16 protein-coding genes are annotated in these 18,865 nt (G+C 33.6%); 7 read left to right on the top strand and 9 right to left on the bottom strand.

The genetic code is table 11. From position 1 onward, the window contains the following. Window positions 1-13: 13 nt before the first annotated feature. Complete coding sequence (locus Q0829_RS22125; protein WP_298547062.1) at window positions 14-1,408, bottom strand: OmpA family protein; 1,395 nt, start codon at window positions 1,406-1,408, stop codon at window positions 14-16. Window positions 1,409-1,692: 284 nt separating this feature from the next. Then, complete coding sequence (locus tag Q0829_RS22120) at window positions 1,693-4,845, bottom strand: exodeoxyribonuclease V subunit beta (RefSeq protein WP_298547060.1); 3,153 nt, start codon at window positions 4,843-4,845, stop codon at window positions 1,693-1,695. A gap of 203 nt (window positions 4,846-5,048) precedes the next feature. Here Q0829_RS22120 and Q0829_RS22115 point away from each other — a divergent pair, with 203 nt between their 5' ends. Then, complete coding sequence (locus Q0829_RS22115) at window positions 5,049-5,657, top strand: superoxide dismutase (protein ID WP_298547058.1); 609 nt, start codon at window positions 5,049-5,051, stop codon at window positions 5,655-5,657. 275 nt (window positions 5,658-5,932) lie between these two features. Here Q0829_RS22115 and Q0829_RS22110 read toward each other — a convergent pair whose 3' ends face one another. Continuing rightward, window positions 5,933-7,831, bottom strand: a complete 1,899-nt coding sequence (locus Q0829_RS22110; RefSeq protein WP_298547055.1) for an amidophosphoribosyltransferase — start codon at window positions 7,829-7,831, stop codon at window positions 5,933-5,935. A 92-nt stretch (window positions 7,832-7,923) separates the two neighbouring features. Next, window positions 7,924-8,850, bottom strand: coding sequence for a PfkB family carbohydrate kinase (locus tag Q0829_RS22105; protein ID WP_298547053.1), 927 nt, complete (start codon window positions 8,848-8,850; stop codon window positions 7,924-7,926). A 370-nt stretch (window positions 8,851-9,220) separates the two neighbouring features. Between Q0829_RS22105 and Q0829_RS22100 the strand changes: the two genes are divergently transcribed. After that, a complete protein-coding gene (locus Q0829_RS22100) occupies window positions 9,221-10,291 on the top strand; it encodes a matrixin family metalloprotease (protein WP_298547051.1) in 1,071 nt (356 codons plus the stop codon). A gap of 106 nt (window positions 10,292-10,397) precedes the next feature. Here Q0829_RS22100 and Q0829_RS22095 read toward each other — a convergent pair whose 3' ends face one another. Next, window positions 10,398-11,033: a ribonuclease H family protein gene (locus Q0829_RS22095; protein WP_298547049.1), complete on the bottom strand. Its 636-nt coding sequence runs from the start codon at window positions 11,031-11,033 to the stop codon at window positions 10,398-10,400. A gap of 234 nt (window positions 11,034-11,267) precedes the next feature. Further along, entirely contained in the window at window positions 11,268-11,846 is a 579-nt protein-coding gene (locus Q0829_RS22090; RefSeq protein ID WP_298547047.1) for a phosphoribosylglycinamide formyltransferase, read from the bottom strand. 178 nt (window positions 11,847-12,024) lie between these two features. Between Q0829_RS22090 and Q0829_RS22085 the strand changes: the two genes are divergently transcribed. From Q0829_RS22085 to pyk, 5 genes are all read left to right on the top strand, one after another. Continuing rightward, the gene (locus Q0829_RS22085) at window positions 12,025-12,258 is read left to right on the top strand and encodes an acyl carrier protein (RefSeq protein ID WP_027394586.1); all 234 of its coding nucleotides are present in this window, start codon (window positions 12,025-12,027) and stop codon (window positions 12,256-12,258) included. A 17-nt stretch (window positions 12,259-12,275) separates the two neighbouring features. Further along, window positions 12,276-13,529, top strand: a complete 1,254-nt coding sequence (fabF, locus tag Q0829_RS22080) for a beta-ketoacyl-ACP synthase II (RefSeq protein ID WP_298547045.1) — start codon at window positions 12,276-12,278, stop codon at window positions 13,527-13,529. 2 nt (window positions 13,530-13,531) lie between these two features. After that, a complete protein-coding gene (gene rnc / locus Q0829_RS22075; protein WP_298547043.1) occupies window positions 13,532-14,269 on the top strand; it encodes a ribonuclease III in 738 nt (245 codons plus the stop codon). A gap of 199 nt (window positions 14,270-14,468) precedes the next feature. Next, window positions 14,469-14,963 carry an IPExxxVDY family protein gene (locus tag Q0829_RS22070; RefSeq protein ID WP_298547041.1) on the top strand — a complete coding sequence of 165 codons (495 nt, stop codon included), beginning with the start codon at window positions 14,469-14,471 and terminating at the stop codon, window positions 14,961-14,963. Further along, window positions 14,963-16,390: a pyruvate kinase gene (pyk, locus tag Q0829_RS22065; RefSeq protein WP_298547039.1), complete on the top strand. Its 1,428-nt coding sequence runs from the start codon at window positions 14,963-14,965 to the stop codon at window positions 16,388-16,390. The genes Q0829_RS22070 and pyk overlap by 1 nt, the downstream gene beginning before the upstream one ends. 54 nt (window positions 16,391-16,444) lie before the next feature. Here pyk and Q0829_RS22060 read toward each other — a convergent pair whose 3' ends face one another. The 3 genes from Q0829_RS22060 to Q0829_RS22050 are packed head-to-tail and all read right to left on the bottom strand — an operon-like array spanning window position 16,445 to window position 18,765. Next, window positions 16,445-16,852, bottom strand: coding sequence for a response regulator (locus Q0829_RS22060; protein ID WP_298547037.1), 408 nt, complete (start codon window positions 16,850-16,852; stop codon window positions 16,445-16,447). Window positions 16,853-16,872: 20 nt separating this feature from the next. Beyond that, window positions 16,873-18,324 carry a PAS domain-containing sensor histidine kinase gene (locus Q0829_RS22055; RefSeq protein WP_298547035.1) on the bottom strand — a complete coding sequence of 484 codons (1,452 nt, stop codon included), beginning with the start codon at window positions 18,322-18,324 and terminating at the stop codon, window positions 16,873-16,875. A gap of 45 nt (window positions 18,325-18,369) precedes the next feature. Beyond that, window positions 18,370-18,765: a DUF2721 domain-containing protein gene (locus Q0829_RS22050; protein WP_298547033.1), complete on the bottom strand. Its 396-nt coding sequence runs from the start codon at window positions 18,763-18,765 to the stop codon at window positions 18,370-18,372. Between the last annotated feature and the right edge of the window lie 100 nt (window positions 18,766-18,865).

Here is an 18,865-nt window from a genome sequence, read left to right as displayed (position 1 = left end):
TAGTGAAAAATAATTACTTCACTAAGTTAATCTCTACACGTCTGTTTTGTGCTCTACCAGCTCTTGTTTTGTTAGATGCAACTGGTCTTGATTCTCCATAACCAACAGCAGATAATCTGAACTGATCGATACCATTACTAGTTAAGAATGTTTTAACAGCGTTTGCTCTAGAGTCAGAAAGCTTTTGGTTATTAGCTTCTCTACCTTGACTATCTGTATGCCCTTCGATAACGAATTTAGCAGTAGGATACTCTTTAAGGATACCAATAATATCATTCAATACTTTTGTAGACTGATCTTTGATAGTAGATTTACCTGAGTCAAATAATACTTGAGCAGCATACTCATTTAAAGTTTTCTGAATTTCTTCAGTTACTTCAGGACAACCGTTGTTAGCAACAGTACCAGCAACATCAGGACAGTTATCGTCTTTGTCTAATACTCCGTCACCATCTTTATCTTGGTAAGGACATCCGTTATTAGCAGCAGGACCAGCTTCGTTAGGACAACCGTCTTTAGCATCAGTGATTCCATCACCGTCAGCATCAGGACATCCATTTAAGTTAGCTAAACCAGCAACTGTAGGACAGTCATCTTTAGGATCAGCGATTCCGTCACCGTCAGTATCAGGACATCCGTTAAATTCTGCAGTACCTGCAGTATCAGGACAGTCATCTTTAGCATCAGTAATTCCATCACCGTCAGTATCAGGACATCCGTTAAATTCTGCTAAACCAGGAACGTCGATACACTCATCATCTTTATCGAATACACCATCACCATCAGTATCTTTACCTCCGAAAGCGAAAGTAATTCCAGCAGAGTGTTGGAAGTGAGTTGGAGGATAGTTACTAACCTCGTAGTCTTCGAATACGTGCTTATAAGTAGTTTGTAAATTGAAAGCTAAATTTTCAGTTAACCATAGGTTAAGCCCAAGAGAACCATTAAGTGTCCCTGCACCAATTTCATCAACCCAAGTATATCCACCACCTACTCCTAAGTAAGGGTCGAACCATTTAGATTTTAAAAGGTTTTTAAGGCTATAGCTTATTGTTCCATCTACTGCATAGTAAGATAAGTCATCGGCAGTAACTTGAGTTCCATCAGGAGTTTCTCCTAATTTATCAATTTTGTTAACCGAACCAGCAGCGGTAAAAGTAAAACCATCTCCTATATATCTACCAACTGATAGTTTAGAAACGGATGGAAGAATGTTCCAGTGGTCAGTAGCGTTAAAAAACTCGTCAAAGATTTCTCCTTGTATAGGTAAATCTCCTCCGGTAGGAAAGATATCAACAGCATTAACGCCAATCGATACTGCCCAAGGGTTGTTTTCATCCTGTGCATTCGCAGTACTAAACCCAAGTACTAATAACGAAGCCACTAAAAATCTGCTAAGATATTTCATATTCAATAATTTAATTTTTAAGTGTTAATTAGAGCAAATGTAATATGTTAAAAATTACTGTCAAAGACAAAACTAATAAATTTTTCTTAATAGGCCAGTGTATATCGACCTTTGCGAAGTTTTTAAAGTTGTATTTTAAATCTTTAAGCCCCCCTCAAATGTGAAAAAATTGCCGTATTAAGCTGAAACCTATTGTTATAATTTCCTTAATTACGGTACAATTATAAGATAAAAATATTTTTTATCAATAAATTTCTACTAGTAATTACTAAAATAATTTTTATTTATACGTATTTTAAAGTAATCCCTTCATTAAAATACACTAATATCTTATTATTTAATTTATATCCTATCTTCTGAAGAAGTAAACCATACTCTTCTAGTTGATTTCCGTGTGAAGCACTGTGTTCTCCTGTTTTGTAATCAATTATTGCAGCTTCTCCCTGAGCATCAATTACCACTCTATCTGGTCTATAAATACGTCCGTTAGAGATGATTTCCCTTTCATTTAACACTTGTTTATCCTCAGAAAAATATTTAGAGAGTTCCGGATGGTCTAAAACCATTTTTAACTCATTATAAAGTGTTTCTCTATCTAAAAAACTAATCATTCCTGTTTCAAAAGCATTTTCTACAACTTTATTTAGGTCCTTATGAGAATATATAGATGCCATTAGTTCGTGTATTAGATTACCTTTTTCTATTGCAGCAGCCTGTGACGTATCCCAAAGTTTTCCTGAATTGGTAACAATATGTACTTTGCGCTTTTTCCTTGAGTTCTCAAATTTAGTAAGTGTTATATTCTTTGTTTTAGAATTAACAGATACTGTTTCCTTAAAAGGTTTTGCGGCATTACCAAAATCATATGATAATTGTTCATCACACCAAATACCTATATGTTTTAAGTAGTTAATAAGTTTTCCCGAAAATTTATTTGGATTACCTTCTCCTTTACTATTTATTTCTGCTTTAGAAATAATATATAATTGTTCTTCTGCTCTGGTTAAAGCAACGTACAATAGGTTAAAAGCATCCAGCTCTAATTGTGATTGTCGTTCTTGAACGATTTTTTCTGCTTGCATCCCATAATCTGAAAGTTCCTTGTTATAGTTAACAAATACCTCTCGAAAACCACTAAAATCTTTTTTTGCGACTGGTAACCAGGTTTTAGGCTCTATTTCTCTATAAATATCAATGTTTGCGTATGGATAGATAACACACGGAAACTCTAAACCTTTAGCCTTATGTATTGTCATTATCTGAATCGCTTCTTCTCCTTCTGGAGCAATGATACTTAGCTTATCTTTTTTATGATCCCAATAAGACAAAAAACCTATAATACCTTCAGCATGTTTTTGTGTATATCCAAATATTACGTCTAAGAGAAATTGCACATATGCTGGTGATACCGATGTGAGATTAAAACTATTTATAATATATTCTACTCCTTCATAAAGAGGTTTCACATCCAATTGAGCAAAACTAAACTCAACTCCTAATGATTTAACCTCATCACAGAACGTTTTTTTATCTGCAAATACCAGTTGTTTCAGAAAAGTGTGTTTCTCAGGTATTGAAAATTCTTCTGTTATAAAATGTAAAACATTAGTTTTAGACAACAACTCATCTGGATACACAAACCAAGTAAGCATATCAACTATAAAACGTACTCTTGGATCATTTTTAAGTAATAGCGTCTCTGAAGAGATAATAGACATTCCTTTTTCAGTAAGAAAATCTGCAATTACAGCTCCTTCCTTTTGTTTTCTAGTAAGAATACAAATTTCATTCAGCAGATATCCTCTTTCCTTAAGCTCTAAGACAGACTCATACACTCTTTCTGGATATATTTCATTTTCTTCATCAACATTTTTAGCTTCTATAAAAGAAAGTTGTACATAACCTCCCTTTTTATCATTATACTCTTGGTTATTACCTAATAAATATAACTTCTTATGTAAATCGTCACTAAAGTCGTTTGACAAAAGAGTAAACAGGTCATTATTAAACTTAATAATCTCTTGATGACTTCGGTAATTTTTGGGTAAATTAAGCACTTGTTTTTCTTCAACCGAAAATGGGTTTTGGTCTAAAGAAAGATTAATAAACTGCTCTGCTTTTCCTCCTCTCCATCTATAAATAGCTTGTTTGGCATCTCCAACTATGGTTAATTTTCCTCTTTTGCCGCTTAATGTTTCCGAAGAAATAGCATTATCTATAAGAGGAACTATGTTATTCCATTGTAGCTCTGATGTATCTTGAAATTCATCAATAAAATAATCTCTATAACGTTCTCCCAATCGTTCATATATAAAAGGAGCTGGTTGATCCTGAATTGCCTCGCTGATAATTTTATTAAACTCAGATATTAACAGGATGCTTCTTTCTTTTTTTATCTTTTGAAGCTCCTTATTAATAACGTTCAGTACAGAAAGAGGTGTAAGATTCTTAATTATATTTTCATATAACTTTATATCCAGTATCTGTTGTTTTGACTCAGAAAAGACTTGTTCAATCAAAGGACGAATACTATCTATTGCTTCCTTTTTGTGAGGATCTAGCTTAGCTCCGTAAAACGAAGCAGACTCTATATTCTGTTTCCAGGCTGCTTTAAAATCTAATTTGGTATCTCCATCTGCAAGTTTCTGAAAATGAGCTGGAATTGACCCGCGAGTGAAGTCTTTATATTCTAATCCGTTATCGCGTATTTGATTTAGAATTTCTTTTGAACTAGAAGAAATATCTTTTTTGGCTTCCGAAATTTTATATTTTAAGATTGCCTTTAAATTTTCAAAATCCTCTGCTGTTTTATCAGAAAGGTTATTTAAGTGTGCACGATCATTTTCACTAAATAGAAGCCTAGCTACTTTGTTTAACTCTATGGTAATATCCCAACTTTTATCATCTTCTAATTTACTTAAGGCAAAATCAATAATTGTTTCTGTCAGGGTAGTGTCTTCACCTACTTTAGCGATGACCGCATCTACAGATTCTTCGATCAATGATTCTGTATCCATTTCAATTTCAAAATTCATCGGAATTCCTAAATCCTTTGCAAATGTTCGAATCACCCTATGTGTAAAGGTATCTATCGTAACTATATCAAAAGCTGCATAATTGTGTAGAATACTTTTAAGAATTCTGTCCGCCTTTTGTTTTACTGCCTGTTTCTCTAATCCTGTTTCTTGGACAATATCATTTAATAACAGCTCAAATTTGGATGAAGTTTCTGTGCTACGAATACCTACCAGATTTTCTATAACTCTGGTTTTCATTTCAGCGACCGCTTTATTGGTAAAAGTAATTGCCAAAATATTTTTGTAAGCATCCTTATACTCTCCAGTCAAAAGGGCAACTAAATACGCCTTAACTAAGGTATACGTCTTTCCCGCTCCTGCAGCTGCATTATAAATTGTAAAAGGGTATGAAGAATTCAAGTCTGTTTTTTTACTAAAGTATCAAAAAAGAGTAGTTTTTATGTATTAATAACTACTAAAAATAAATTGAACTTAAGTTCAGCATAGAAAGGAGTTTGCAAAAATTTGAATTTAATTAATTTATAACAAATATTAATTTTTATTCATCACTCTTATTCCTAAATTTGGTTTCATTTTTTTCTTATTAACTAAAAAAATAGATTATGTCATTTGAATTACCGAAATTAAAATATGCTTTTGATGCATTAGAACCTAATATAGATGCTCGTACAATGGAAATTCATCATGATAAACATCATGCTGGATATACTAATAAATTGAATGCAGCCATTTCTGGAACTGATCTCGAAGGTAAAACTATAGAAAACATTCTTATTAATCTGGACAAATCTAATGGTGCTGTTAGAAATAACGGTGGTGGTTACTATAACCATAGCTTATTCTGGGAAATTATGTCTCCTAATGGGGGTGGAACTCCTTCTGGTGAGCTTGCAGATGCTATTAATGCTGCTTTTGGTTCTTTTGATGCTTTCAAAGAGGCTTTTTCTAAAGCAGCTGCTACTCAATTTGGCTCTGGATGGGCTTGGCTATGTGTTCAGGAAGGTGGTAAGGTAGAAGTTTGTGCTACTCCGAACCAAGATAATCCATTAATGCCAGGTACTGGTTGCGGTGGGACTCCTATTTTAGGTCTTGATGTATGGGAACATGCTTATTATTTAAATTATCAGAACCGTCGTCCGGATTACATCTCTGCATTTTTTAATGTTATTAATTGGGATGAAGTTTCTAAAAGGTATGCACAAGGAAAATAGATCTACTATATTTAGCATTCCTTATAACAAACAAAAGAGGCGTAAAATTTACGCCTCTTTTTTATATCTATATTTTACAAACTATTCTAAAATAAAAAAAGGTGGAAAGTCCACCTTTTTTTGCCCCAAATCTACCATGAACTTAACCTACTTATGCTATGGCTCTGCTAATATAAAGCGTTATTTCATTGTGTAAAAATGTTTTAGACGAAAAGCTAAAATACTTGTTGAAATACACAAATTAACTGATTTTAACAACGCTGTTTTTTGTTTTTTTAGTATGCACGTTCATCTTTCCCTTCGAAAAAATTTATAAACGCCTTGTTTACGACTCTATTTCCACCTGCAGTTGGATAATCACCGGTAAAATACCAATCTCCTAAATTCTTAGGGCAAGCAATATGCAGATTATCTACAGTTTGATAAATAATCTTTATATCTGCATTCACTGTTTCATCAATAAGCAATTCCGCTATTTTATCGCTTATTTCCTGATCGGAAAAACCTTCATAAATCTCTTTTACAAAATTCTGAACCTCTTCATCAGCCAGATGCTCTTGAGCTTTACATTTTTCATACACTTGCTCTACTAAATCATAATTCCCATTTTCCTTTAATAACTCTAATGAAGCTTTAAAAGCAATAAGTCCTTCTAATCTTGCCATATCGATTCCATAACAGTCGGGATAACGAATCTGAGGGGCAGAAGAAACTACTATGATTTTTTTAGGTTTTAACCGGTCGAGCATCTTGATAATACTTTTCTTTAAGGTTGTCCCTCTTACTATACTATCATCTATAATTACAAGGTTGTCTTGGTGTTTTACTACTCCATAGGTAACATCATATACGTGAGCTACTAGATCATCTCTACTACTATCTTCTGTAATAAATGTACGTAGTTTAGCGTCTTTAATCGCTAATTTTTCAGTTCTCAATCTAGAAGAAAGTATTTCTGATAATCGCTCATCTGTCAACGAATCTTTCTCAGAAAGTATGGTTTCATTCTTTTGTTTATTCAATTCATCTTGCGCTGCTTCTACCATCCCGTAGAAAGATGTTTCAGCCGTATTTGGTATAAAAGAAAAAACAGTATTTACAGTATCATGATCTATTTCCTTTAATACTTGTGGCATAATTAGTTTACCAAGATTTTTTCTCTCTTCATAAATTTCTGCATCACTTCCTCTTGAAAAATAAATACGTTCAAAAGAACAGGCTTTTCTTTCTAACGGTTCTATAATTTTACTTATGGATGTTTTTCCGTCTTTTTTAACGATAATAGCTTTTCCTGGATCTAATTCTATGACCTTATCAAATGGAACATTAAACACTGTTTGAATTACAGGTCTTTCAGAAGCTACTACTACAACCTCATCATCTTGATAATAATACGCTGGTCGTATTCCTGCTGGATCTCTAAGAACAAAAGCGTCTCCATGACCTAACATTCCTGCCATTGCATATCCGCCGTCCCAATCTCTAGATGACTTCTTAAGAATTTTAGCAACATTTAGTCTTTCTACAATTTGCGGTGATGCGTTAACTTTGCTATATCCTTCTTTTTTAAGTTTCTTATATAATTTGGCCACTTCAGAATCTAAAAAGTGTCCGATTTTTTCCATCACGGTAACAGTATCCACATGATCTTTAGGGTGCTGACCCAATCGTACTAAATTATCAAATAGTACATTATTGTTGGTCATATTAAAATTACCCGCTACTATAAGATTACGATGCATCCAATTGTTTTGTCTTAAAAACGGATGAACACTTTCTACACTATTCTTACCAAATGTACCATAACGAACATGACCTAAAAGCACTTCTCCTATATAAGGAATGTTTTTTTTCTGTAACTCTACATCATCGGTATACTCAGGATGTTCTACCAATTCTTTATTAATTCTATCATTAATCTGCGAAAAGATATCCTGAATTGGCTGTGATTCACTTGAACGGACTCTACTTATATATCGTTCTCCTGGAGGCGTATCTAATTTAATACTTGCAAATCCTGCTCCATCCTGTCCGCGATTATGTTGCTTTTCCATCATCAAGTACATTTTATTTACTCCATAAAATGCGCTTCCGTATTTTTCCTTATAATACTCTAATGGCTTTAGTAGTCTAATAAATGCTATTCCGCATTCATGTTTTAAGGCATCACTCATTGTATTCCAAAAATTCTATTGTTACGTTATAGTAGGTATAATTCATATTAAAAAAGCCCTTACACAAAATGGGCAGGGCTATTTATTTTTCATCAAGACAATTCTATTTCGAACTGTGTTAGTTCCCTAAATTGTTGAAGTCGTTTCTGAACTTCTTCTCGTTTTAAGTTCTCCATTCTCTCTGTACCAAATTTCTCTACACAAAAAGATGCCAGATTAGAGGCATGAATAATGGCTTTTTTCATATTCTCAAATGAGAGATCATCTGTTTTTGTTAAATATCCTGCAAAGCCTCCTGCAAAGGTATCTCCTGCTCCAGTCGGATCAAAGACTTCTTCTAAAGGTAATGCTGGTGCAAAGAAAATCTGATCATTATGAAATAATAATGCTCCGTGTTCTCCTTTTTTAATAACCACATACTTAGGACCCATTTTCTCTATTGCTCTTGCTGCTTTTACTAGCGAATACTCACCGCTTAATTGTCTCGCTTCTTCATCATTAATAGTAATAACATCTACTTCTGCAATTACTTTCATTAAATCTTCTAAAGCATTATCCATCCAGAAATTCATAGTATCCAAAACAGCTAACTTAGGTTTAGACGACATTTGCTTTAATACACTTAGCTGAACTAATGGGTGTAGATTTCCTAACATAACAATTTCTGCATCCTTATAATCAACAGGAACTACAGGATTAAAATCTGCTAATACGTTAAGTTGAGTATCCAGGGTATCCCTAGAATTCAGATCGTTATGATATCTTCCGCTCCAAAAGAATGTTTTACCTCCTTCTACCACCTCTACTGCAGAGGTATCAATATTTTTATTTTGAAGCATAGTTAGATATTCCTCCGGAAAATCATCTCCTACCACAGAAACAATTGCAGAAGGAATATTAAAATTAGCTGCAGAAAGACCAATATAAGTTGCGGCTCCACCTAAGATCTTGTCTGTTTTCCCAAAAGGTGTCTCGATAGCATCAAAGGCTACGGTACCCACAATAAGTAATTTGCTCATAAAATAGCTTATAATTTTTTTGCAAATATACGTTTTACTTTTGAGTAGTAGGCGGATTAATTTAAAGCTTATTTTCCAACAAAATCGAATATAGCTCTCTAGTAAATCTTATATTTTAAATACAGGATCATTTTTAAAAATATCGAACTCTTTTAACTTTTATTTTAAATAATCCACAAAACAACAACACAAAAGAAAAAGGTGTTTTTTTGCCCTATTCATACTTATTAAGACACTAGTTTTCAGATATTTATTATTACTGTTTTACCGTAACAATAAGATGTGTTCTTTGTATTTTCCTTCAAATAAATTTGTATTCCTACTAAATTTTTGTTAATTTTATGAGATATTTAACAAACTCAACACTATTATGAAAAAAAGTAAACTAGCTAGACTTGCTCTAGTTACCCTAATTTCGTTTTCTCTATTTAATTGTGAAAAGGATACTGAAGAAGTATTTCAAGAAAATCAGATTGATCATTCCAAAAGCGCTCATGTGTGTATCGCAAAATGGGATGCTCCGGACGGTGCAAAAGCCACCAGTGTTAAAGCAAAACAATGGGAAACAGGCCAAACCATCCGTATAAAATTTCTAAATGGGAGCAACTTTGTTCAATCCAAAGTTAGACAATATGCGGTACAATGGGAAGACTATGCAAATCTTAAATTTGAATGGGTTTCTTCTAATAGCAGTGCCAACATCAAAATTGCGTTTAGAGAAGGTCAATATGCAAATGAAGCTGGTTCCTGGTCGTATTTAGGAACTGATTCTAATAGTTATGCACATAGTATGCATTTTGGATGGTTCGACAATAATACAACTGATGCAGAATTCAGAAGAACTACAATTCATGAATTTGGACATGCACTTGGATTAATCCATGAACACCAAAATCCGGTTGCTGGAATTAACTGGGATAAAGAAACTGTTTATGCATATTATGCTGGGCCACCAAATAATTGGTCAAGAGCTCAGGTTGACAACAACCTTTTTAGACGTTATGAAGCAAATATTTCTAACTACAGTACATATGATCCATTATCGATTATGCACTATCCTGTTCCTGCAGAACATACTTTAGATGGTGTTGGAGTAGGTTCAAACAACCAATTATCTGCAACCGACAAAGCTTTTATTGGTTCTATCTATCCATTTCCTGATACAGGTGGTGATCCATGTGCTGGTGTAGCTCCATATAATGGTAGCACCTCGTATTCTACTGGAGATCAAGTTACTTATAATGGAGATTTATACCAGAGAACTTCTACTGGATGGAGTAACCTTGGAGCTTGTGGTCCTGTTAGTACTGATCCATGTGACGGTGTAGCTCCATACAATGGTAGCACGTCGTATTCTACCGGAGATCAAGTTACCTATAATGGAGATTTATACCAAAGAACTTCTACCGGATGGAGTAATCTAGGAGCTTGTGGTGGCTAAAATATAACTATATACCTACTTATTAGATCATTAGGTAAAAACCTTATTATTAAAAAAATGCTTCGGTAAATTCCGGAGCATTTTGTATTAATGTCTTGTTCTAAAATTATTTTCTGCCGAAATCTGCAGGGATTTCACCCCAAGCTTTGGTTTCCCATTTCACTATTTTGGTAGTATACTTATTTTCTTTAAGCCAAGTAATTGCTCTATCCACAAGATCAAACATTTCCTTATTTTTAGGATTGCGTTGTAGTTTTGTTTTACAGGTTTTTCGTTGCACCCAACCCATAGCAATTCTAGAATCTGTATATAAAATTCGATCGCTTCCTTTTTTCTTTAGATAGGCTAATCCGTGTACTAAAGCCAAAAATTCACCTATATTATTTGTTCCTTGTGGAAATGGTCCTTGATGAAAAAGTTGTTTTTCTGTCTGTGTATCTACACCTCTATACTCCATTTTACCAGGATTTCCGCTAGAAGCTGCATCCACAGCGATAGAATATAAGTTGGGTTCTCCTATTTTTGACAGTTGTTCTTCGGTAAGAGAAGATTTTGGTTTGCTCTTTCCTTTATAATCCTCGTAATCTCCATTATATGCTTTCTTGGCTACATCAAATGATTCAAATGACTTATATTTTGCACTCGCATATCCTTTTACAGCTGCTTTACAATCATCCCATTTGGTATAAATTCCGGGTCGGTGACCTTCCCAAACAACATAAAACTTCTCTTTTTTTGCCATATTTAGTTGACAGTTATTAGTTGATAGATAATTTTCTTGTTAGACTAATTTCTGCGTTAGGGATTACTCATTGATTTAAATTGTTTAAGAAATCGTGAATGCGTAGCATTTGAAGCAGCATCCGTTATATTTAGTATCATGAGGTTATAGAAGGACATTAAATATAAAAGATATTGCGGAAGTCCGTCTGAACGCCATGAAAAAAACTCACCTCTCACATCCTCAGTAACTACCTCAAACCTCATCTCTCAATCCTAACACTTTTTCAATAACGACAGGAAAGTATTTATATTCTAAGGAATGAATTGCATTAGCTACATCATCAGCAGAACAACCCTTATCTACGGGGGTTTTTGCTTGAAAAATAATCGCTCCTTCGTCATAATGTTCATTTACATAATGAATCGTAATACCGCTTTCTTTTTCTTCATTCTTAATTACTGCCTCATGAACATGGTGTCCATACATTCCTTTTCCTCCATATTTAGGAAGTAATGCGGGATGGATGTTAATTACCTTGTTAGGAAAGGCATCAATGATCTTTTTTGGGAAAATCCATAAGAAGCCAGCTAATACTATAATATCGGGCTGGGCATCTTTAATAATGTTTAGCACCTCATTAGTCATATAAAATGACTCTTTGTCAAAGTGTAAAGCCTTTACTTTCAGGTCATGAGCTCGTTTTAAGACTTTGGCACGCAGGTTGTTAGAGAACACATGTGTTACCTTAGCAGTTTTCCGCTCTTGAAAGTATTTAATTATATTTTCGGCATTGGTACCGGAACCGGAAGCAAAAATTATGATACGCTTCATATATAGAGTTGTTAATTTAGAGAGCACAAAAAAAATAATTATTATCCATTTTTAGGTAGCAAAAAGCCAATACTTCCATATATTTGATAAAATACAAATACATTTTTAGAGGATTGTGGGGTTTTAAAATAAAGTTTTTTATTTTTGCCACCTAATTAAAAAATTAAAATTAAACATTATGTCAGACATTGCATCAAGAGTAAAAGCGATAATCGTTGACAAATTAGGAGTAGACGAAAATGAGGTTGTAACTGAAGCTAGCTTCACAAATGACCTAGGCGCTGATTCGTTAGACACTGTAGAATTGATTATGGAATTCGAAAAAGAATTCGATATTCAGATTCCAGATGATCAAGCTGAAAACATTGCAACAGTTGGTCAAGCAATATCTTATATTGAAGACGCAAAGTAATAACTTCACAACACAATATGAATCTTAAGCGAGTTGTAGTCACAGGACTAGGGGCATTAACGCCCATCGGTAACAATATTGAAGAATATTGGGATGGATTGGTAAATGGTAAAAGCGGTTGCGCACCCATTACTTATTTCGACACCGAACATTTCAAGACTAAATTTGCTTGCGAAGTCAAAAATTACAATCCCACAGATTATTTCGAAAGAAAAGAAGCACGTAAGCTTGATAAATTTGCGCAGTACGCTATTGTTTCTTCAGAAGAAGCAATAAAAGATGCTGCTATCGACCTTGAGAAGGTTGATAAATTTAGAGTTGGTGTTATCTGGGGTGCTGGTATTGGTGGATTAGAAACTTTTCAGGAAGAAGTAATTGGTTATGCCAATGGGAGTGGAACGCCTCGTTTCAATCCTTTCTTCATCCCAAAAATGATCGCTGATATCGCTCCTGGACATATTTCTATTAGAAATGGTTTTATGGGACCTAACTATACGACGGTTTCGGCTTGTGCCTCTTCTGCCAATTCAATGATTGATGCTTTAAATTATATTCGTTTAGGGCATTGTGATATTATTGTTACTGGAGGAAGCGAAGCAGCAGTTACTATTGCCGGTATGGGAGGGTTTAATGCTATGCATGCTTTATCAACAAGAAATGAGAGTCCAGAAACTGCCTCTAGACCTTTTGATGCTACCAGAGATGGTTTTGTATTAGGAGAAGGTGGTGGAGCCCTTATTCTTGAAGAGTATGAACACGCTAAAGCACGTGGTGCAAAAATCTATGCAGAGGTTGTTGGTGGTGGAATGTCTAGTGATGCTTATCACATGACCGCCCCTCATCCAGATGGGATTGGAGTAGAACGTGTAATGCTTAACTGTTTAAGAGATGCAGGTGTACAACCAGAACAAGTAGACGCTATAAACACTCACGGAACATCCACTCCTTTAGGAGATGTTGCAGAATTGAAAGCTATTACTAAAGTTTTTGGTGATCACGCACCTACTATGAATATAAATTCAACAAAATCTATGACTGGACACTTGCTTGGTGCAGCTGGAGCTATAGAATCAATTGCTTCTATACTTGCTATGCAACACGGTATAGTTCCTCCAACAATCAATCACACTACAGTGGATGAAAACATAGATAGTAGGTTAAATTTAACCTTAAACAAAGCACAAAAACGTGATATTACGTATGCGATGAGCAATACATTTGGCTTCGGAGGTCATAATGCTTGTGTATTATTTAAAAAACTAGACGAATAATAATGAGTGTTATTCGCAACATATTAAATTCCCGCTCTGAAAAGAACGGGAATTTTTTTTCCAAAATTCAGAATATTCTTGGGTTCAAACCCAAAAATATTGCTCCCTACGAAAAAGCTTTTACCCATAGATCTCTTAATCTTAAGGACAAAAAAGGGAACGCCGTTAATTATGAAAGACTCGAATTCTTAGGTGATGCGATGTTAAGTAGCGTTATTGCAGCTCACTTGTTTAAGGAAGTTCCTGAAGGTAATGAAGGATATCTTACTAAAATGAGAGCAAAAGTAGTAAGTAGAAAACATTTGAACGAATTGGGGAAAGATCTTAAATTAATTGATCTGGTTCGTACAAACATCCCAAAATCACAATTCGGTATTAATATTCATGGCAATCTATTCGAAGCATTAATTGGTGCTATTTATCTCGATAGAGGTTTTGTTTATTGTGAGCGTTTTATACACGAGGCCGTTATTAATCCCTATGTAGATATAGAAAGCCTAGAAGGGCAGATTATTAGTTATAAAAGTTTATTGATAGAATGGTGTCAAAAAGTAAAAAAGAACTTTAACTATGAAATCTATGAAGATACCGGAAAAGATGAAATGAAACATTTTGCGGTAAAACTTTGGATTGATGAAAAGGTAGTCGCAAAAGCCAGAGCAACTTCTAAGAAAAAAGCAGAAGAAAAAGCATCAAAAAGAGCATATTTCGCATTCCAGTCAAAAATTAATTTTCCTTAAAACAGAACCATTCTTTTATTTCTACTCTAAAAAAGGTGTTAATACATTACAAAATTGTCATTTTAACCTCAGTTTTACCAAAGCTTAGCTAAAAGATACTAACTCAATCGTTTTCGTATAATATCTTTGTGTTTTATTAAACTTCTAAGGAAATTTTATTTGTATATTTCTCGATAATTCTGGAAAAATGTAAATTCTAATGGCGGTCCAAAGATTAGTTTTAGATACTATTATGGATGATGATTATGATCTAATTGCCATTCATTGTTCGTTAGCTTCATATCGATTAGCCTTTGGGTTAAACAAATATGTGGATCTTCGACTTTTCAGAAAAAAACAAGATATAAAGTTTGAATTTGATACACATTCGGCAAGTTTTCCGCTGTTTCAATATCACGATCATTTTCAATATAACACCTATAGCCTTTTGGGAAATAAATTCGTAACAAAAATTGAATCAGAAACTAAAGCTGTAGAGGGTTTATTTGCTGCAGAAGAAGAGGATAATTATGTTACTAAATATCTAATTCCTGAATTAAAAAATGTAGATTACTTTTTAAAGATAGAAGCAGAAACTTCTCAATTTTCGAGTAAATCACTGACAAGTAAATTACTTACTATTCCACAAATCATAACAGCTTATGTAGTGGATTATACAGAACTAAAATCAAAGAACAATTTAATATTTGAATAATGCCAAAAACTAAAAAGACTAAAATAGTGGCAACACTTGGACCTGCTACCAGTACTAAGGAAGTATTGAAAAATATGCTAAATGCGGGTGTAAATGTTTTTAGAATTAACTTTTCACATGCTGACTATGAAGATGTAAAAGAGCGTGTAAAGATGATACGTGATTTAAGTTTGAAGCACGGTTATAATGCATCCATATTAGCAGATTTACAAGGGCCTAAATTAAGGGTAGGTGTTATGAAAGGTGATGTCATTGTTAATGATGGTGATTTTATTAATTTTGTTACAGGAAAAGCTTTTGAAGGAACTGCGGAAAGTGTTTATATGAACTATGCCAATTTTCCTAAAGATGTAAAATCAGGAGAACGAATTTTATTGGATGATGGGAAATTAATTTTCGAAGTAATTTCGACTAATAATAAGGACACTGTTAAAGCAAAAGTAATTCAAGGTGGACCTTTACGATCAAAAAAAGGGGTAAATCTGCCAAACACCGATATCTCATTACCCGCACTTACAGAAAAAGATGTTAAAGATGCAATTTTTGCCTGTAGTCTAGAAGTGGATTGGATAGCATTGTCTTTTGTACGTCATGCTCAGGATCTTATAGAGTTACAAGATCTTATAAAACAACATACAGAACATAAAATTCCTATTGTTGCAAAAATTGAAAAACCAGAAGGTGTAGAAAACATCGATAAGATTGTTGCGTATTGCGATGGCTTAATGGTTGCAAGAGGAGATCTTGGAGTAGAAATTCCTGCTCAAGAAGTTCCTTTGATCCAAAAGAAGTTAGTATTAAAAGCCAAAACAGCTAGAATACCTGTGATCATAGCAACACAAATGATGGAAACTATGATCGATAGTTTAACTCCAACTCGTGCCGAAGTTAATGACGTAGCTAATTCTGTGATGGATGGTGCTGATGCGGTAATGTTATCTGGCGAAACATCTGTGGGTAAATATCCTGTACAGGTTATCGAAACGATGACAAAAATAATTAATAGTGTAGAAAACTCTGATCTTATACAAGTTCCTCAAAGTCCTCCGCACATAAGAACAAATCGATTTATTACAAAATCTATTTGTTATCACGCGGCACATATGGCAAATGATATAAATGCCAAAGCCATTTGTACATTAACCAATAGTGGATATACTGCTTTTCAGATTTCTGCTTGGAGACCAGGAGCTCATATTCTGGTTTTTACAAGTAACAGAAGAATTCTATCTCAACTTAGTCTTCTTTGGGGAGTAAAAGCGTTTTATTATGATAAATATGTTAGTACTGATGAGACAGTACAAGATGTTAATAATTTAGCCTTGGAACGTGGTTTTGTAGAAAAAGGTGATATGTTAATCAATCTTGCTGCTATGCCTGTAGCAGAAAAAGGGATGGTAAATACATTAAGAGTATCTCAGATGTAAATATTGTTTATTAAAATATTTTATTGAGGCCTCATAAATGAGGCCTCAATTGTTTTAAGCTACACTAAAAATAGACTCTAACTCTTCAATCGTAATTGGTTTAATTAAATAGTCCTTGACACTCTTTATGCTTTTTGCTTTATTGATATCCAGTGGATTAATAGAAGAACTTACAATATAAAGCGTAATTACTTTTCCGAATTTATTCTTAATCGTAATAAATTTTTCTAAAAACTCCCATCCATCCATTACCGGCATATTAAGATCTAAAAAAATAATTTCGGGAATGCTTTCCTCATTCAAGTTGCTTAAAATTGCTTCAAAATATCCTAAAGCTTCCTTTCCATTTTCAAAAACTAATAAGTTCTGGCAAAGTTGTTTTGCTTCAATTATTCGTTTCACTAGATTTACATATACGCTATCGTCATCGATAATGCATGCTACTCCTATTTTATCGCCCATTATATAAGAATTGTTTGTGTTTAAAATTCAATAGTAAAAGTTGTCCCTATATCAACCTCACTTTCTATACTTATAGTACCATCCATTGATTCTACTTGATTTTTGGTTAGGAACAACCCAATACCTACAGCATCTTTGTTGTAATGAAAGGTTTTATACATTCCAAACACTTTGTCTTTAAAAAGTGTCATATCAATCCCCATTCCATTATCCGAAACTTTTAGATATTTATTTCCTTCATCAATATATGTTTTTATCATAATGATAGGGTCTCTATCCAGATGTTTATATTTAATTGCATTCGTAATTAAATTGAGTAAAATACTCTCTAGATAAGCCGGTATATAATCGATTTCTTCGACTTCACTAAAATCAGACCGTATTTGACAATTGCTATTGCTAATCACATGACTGATTCCATTGATCACCAATTTTAAAGCATCTTTAAACTTTACGGGTACTCTTTCTTGTTTGTTATTGGTTTGTACTGTAACAACTTCATTAAGGTGTTCTATCGTGGTATTTAGGTTAGAAGAAATGGTTTTTACCTCTTTAATTAATTCTTCTTTTTCTTTAGGATCATCAATATCTTCTATAAGTTGAACTAGTAGGGATAAGTTACTAGTATGTGATCTAAGGTTATGAGAAACAATATGTGCAAAATTAAATAGCCTAGAATTCTGCGCGGCTATAATATCCACAGATTTCTGTAGTCTAATTTCTTTACTTTTTATATCATCAATGTCCTGAAAAACACCCCGAATACCAATAATTTCTTTGTTTTCATTGTAAACAGGTTTTCCTATTGCTCTTGCCCAAAATTCTCTTTTATTAGCGGTAACCATTTTTATTTCGGTATTAAACGGTGTCCCCATCATGGCACAATTAAAGAAACAATCCGCAGCCAATTGCCTACAATCTTCTGTATAATAATTAGCGGAATCTTTTAGAGAAGGCCTATAATCTTCTGGATACTCTAGTATTCTATACGTCTCAAAATCCCAATAACTTCCTTTTTTATGAAAATCTACATACCAGCTTCCGGTAGCCGTCATCTGGGCGGTTTCTTTATAATAGAAGTTGTCTTTTTTAATTGTATTTTCGGGTTCCAGTTTTATTTCAAAGAAAAAAACAAAACTGGTTTCAGCTTTAATATTTACTGGTAACGCATCATTAGTAACACATCGAAACAACTGATACTCCCCTTTTTTATTTAGTATCTTAATATGTTGTTTGAAGTTTACAGAATTTATTCGATAATTTAAAAAATTGTCTCTAAAGACATCAACATCTTCTTTATGAATAAGGTTCTCTAAAAAATAATCGAAGTTAGACTCTATATCATTTATAGAGTATCCAAGGATTTCATAGAACCTCGCTGACCAATTTTCTCTATACGGATCGCGATGTAGCTCCCAATAACCCGTATTGAAATCTTGCATTACATTATTAAAAAGTTCATTTTGGAGCATTTAAAGTCGGTTAAAAAAATAATGATCCTAACAATATAAGAATTTCTAGTTGTTTTCTTCAATTCTGTCTAACCTTATAGACAATGCTTTAGTAGAAATCTGAACCTCAATAAATGATAAAAAAAGTGAAATCATTAGGGCAAACAAACTGATCCCAAATAGTAGATTAGCCAGGCTATTTTCTTCTACGTATAGTAAAAACATAGTAATTACACTGGTAAGAAAACTGACAATGGCAATTGCTTGCATGTTCCTTATCAACCATAATCGCTTTCTGAGGTTCTTTATTTGTAATCCTGTATTCTTTGATGGAGAGGTTAAATACTCTTTATGTAACTGACGTATTAGACCTGCAATGGCAAGGTATCTGGCATTATAGGCAAGCATCGTTAAAGATATTGCTGGAAAAAGTAATGCTGGAATGCTCATGGTAAGTGTCATAGAAAACTTTTTTATAGACACTAATTTACTTCAAAACTTATACTTCACTTACTTTTACTTCATAAATCATCATAAGATAATAGAAAACGAAGCGGTGAAC

Source organism: uncultured Aquimarina sp., assembly GCF_947492405.1.
Lineage (GTDB): Bacteria > Bacteroidota > Bacteroidia > Flavobacteriales > Flavobacteriaceae > Aquimarina.
Note: the sequence above shows the minus strand (reverse complement) of the source record. Positions and strands in the feature narration are given on the sequence as shown.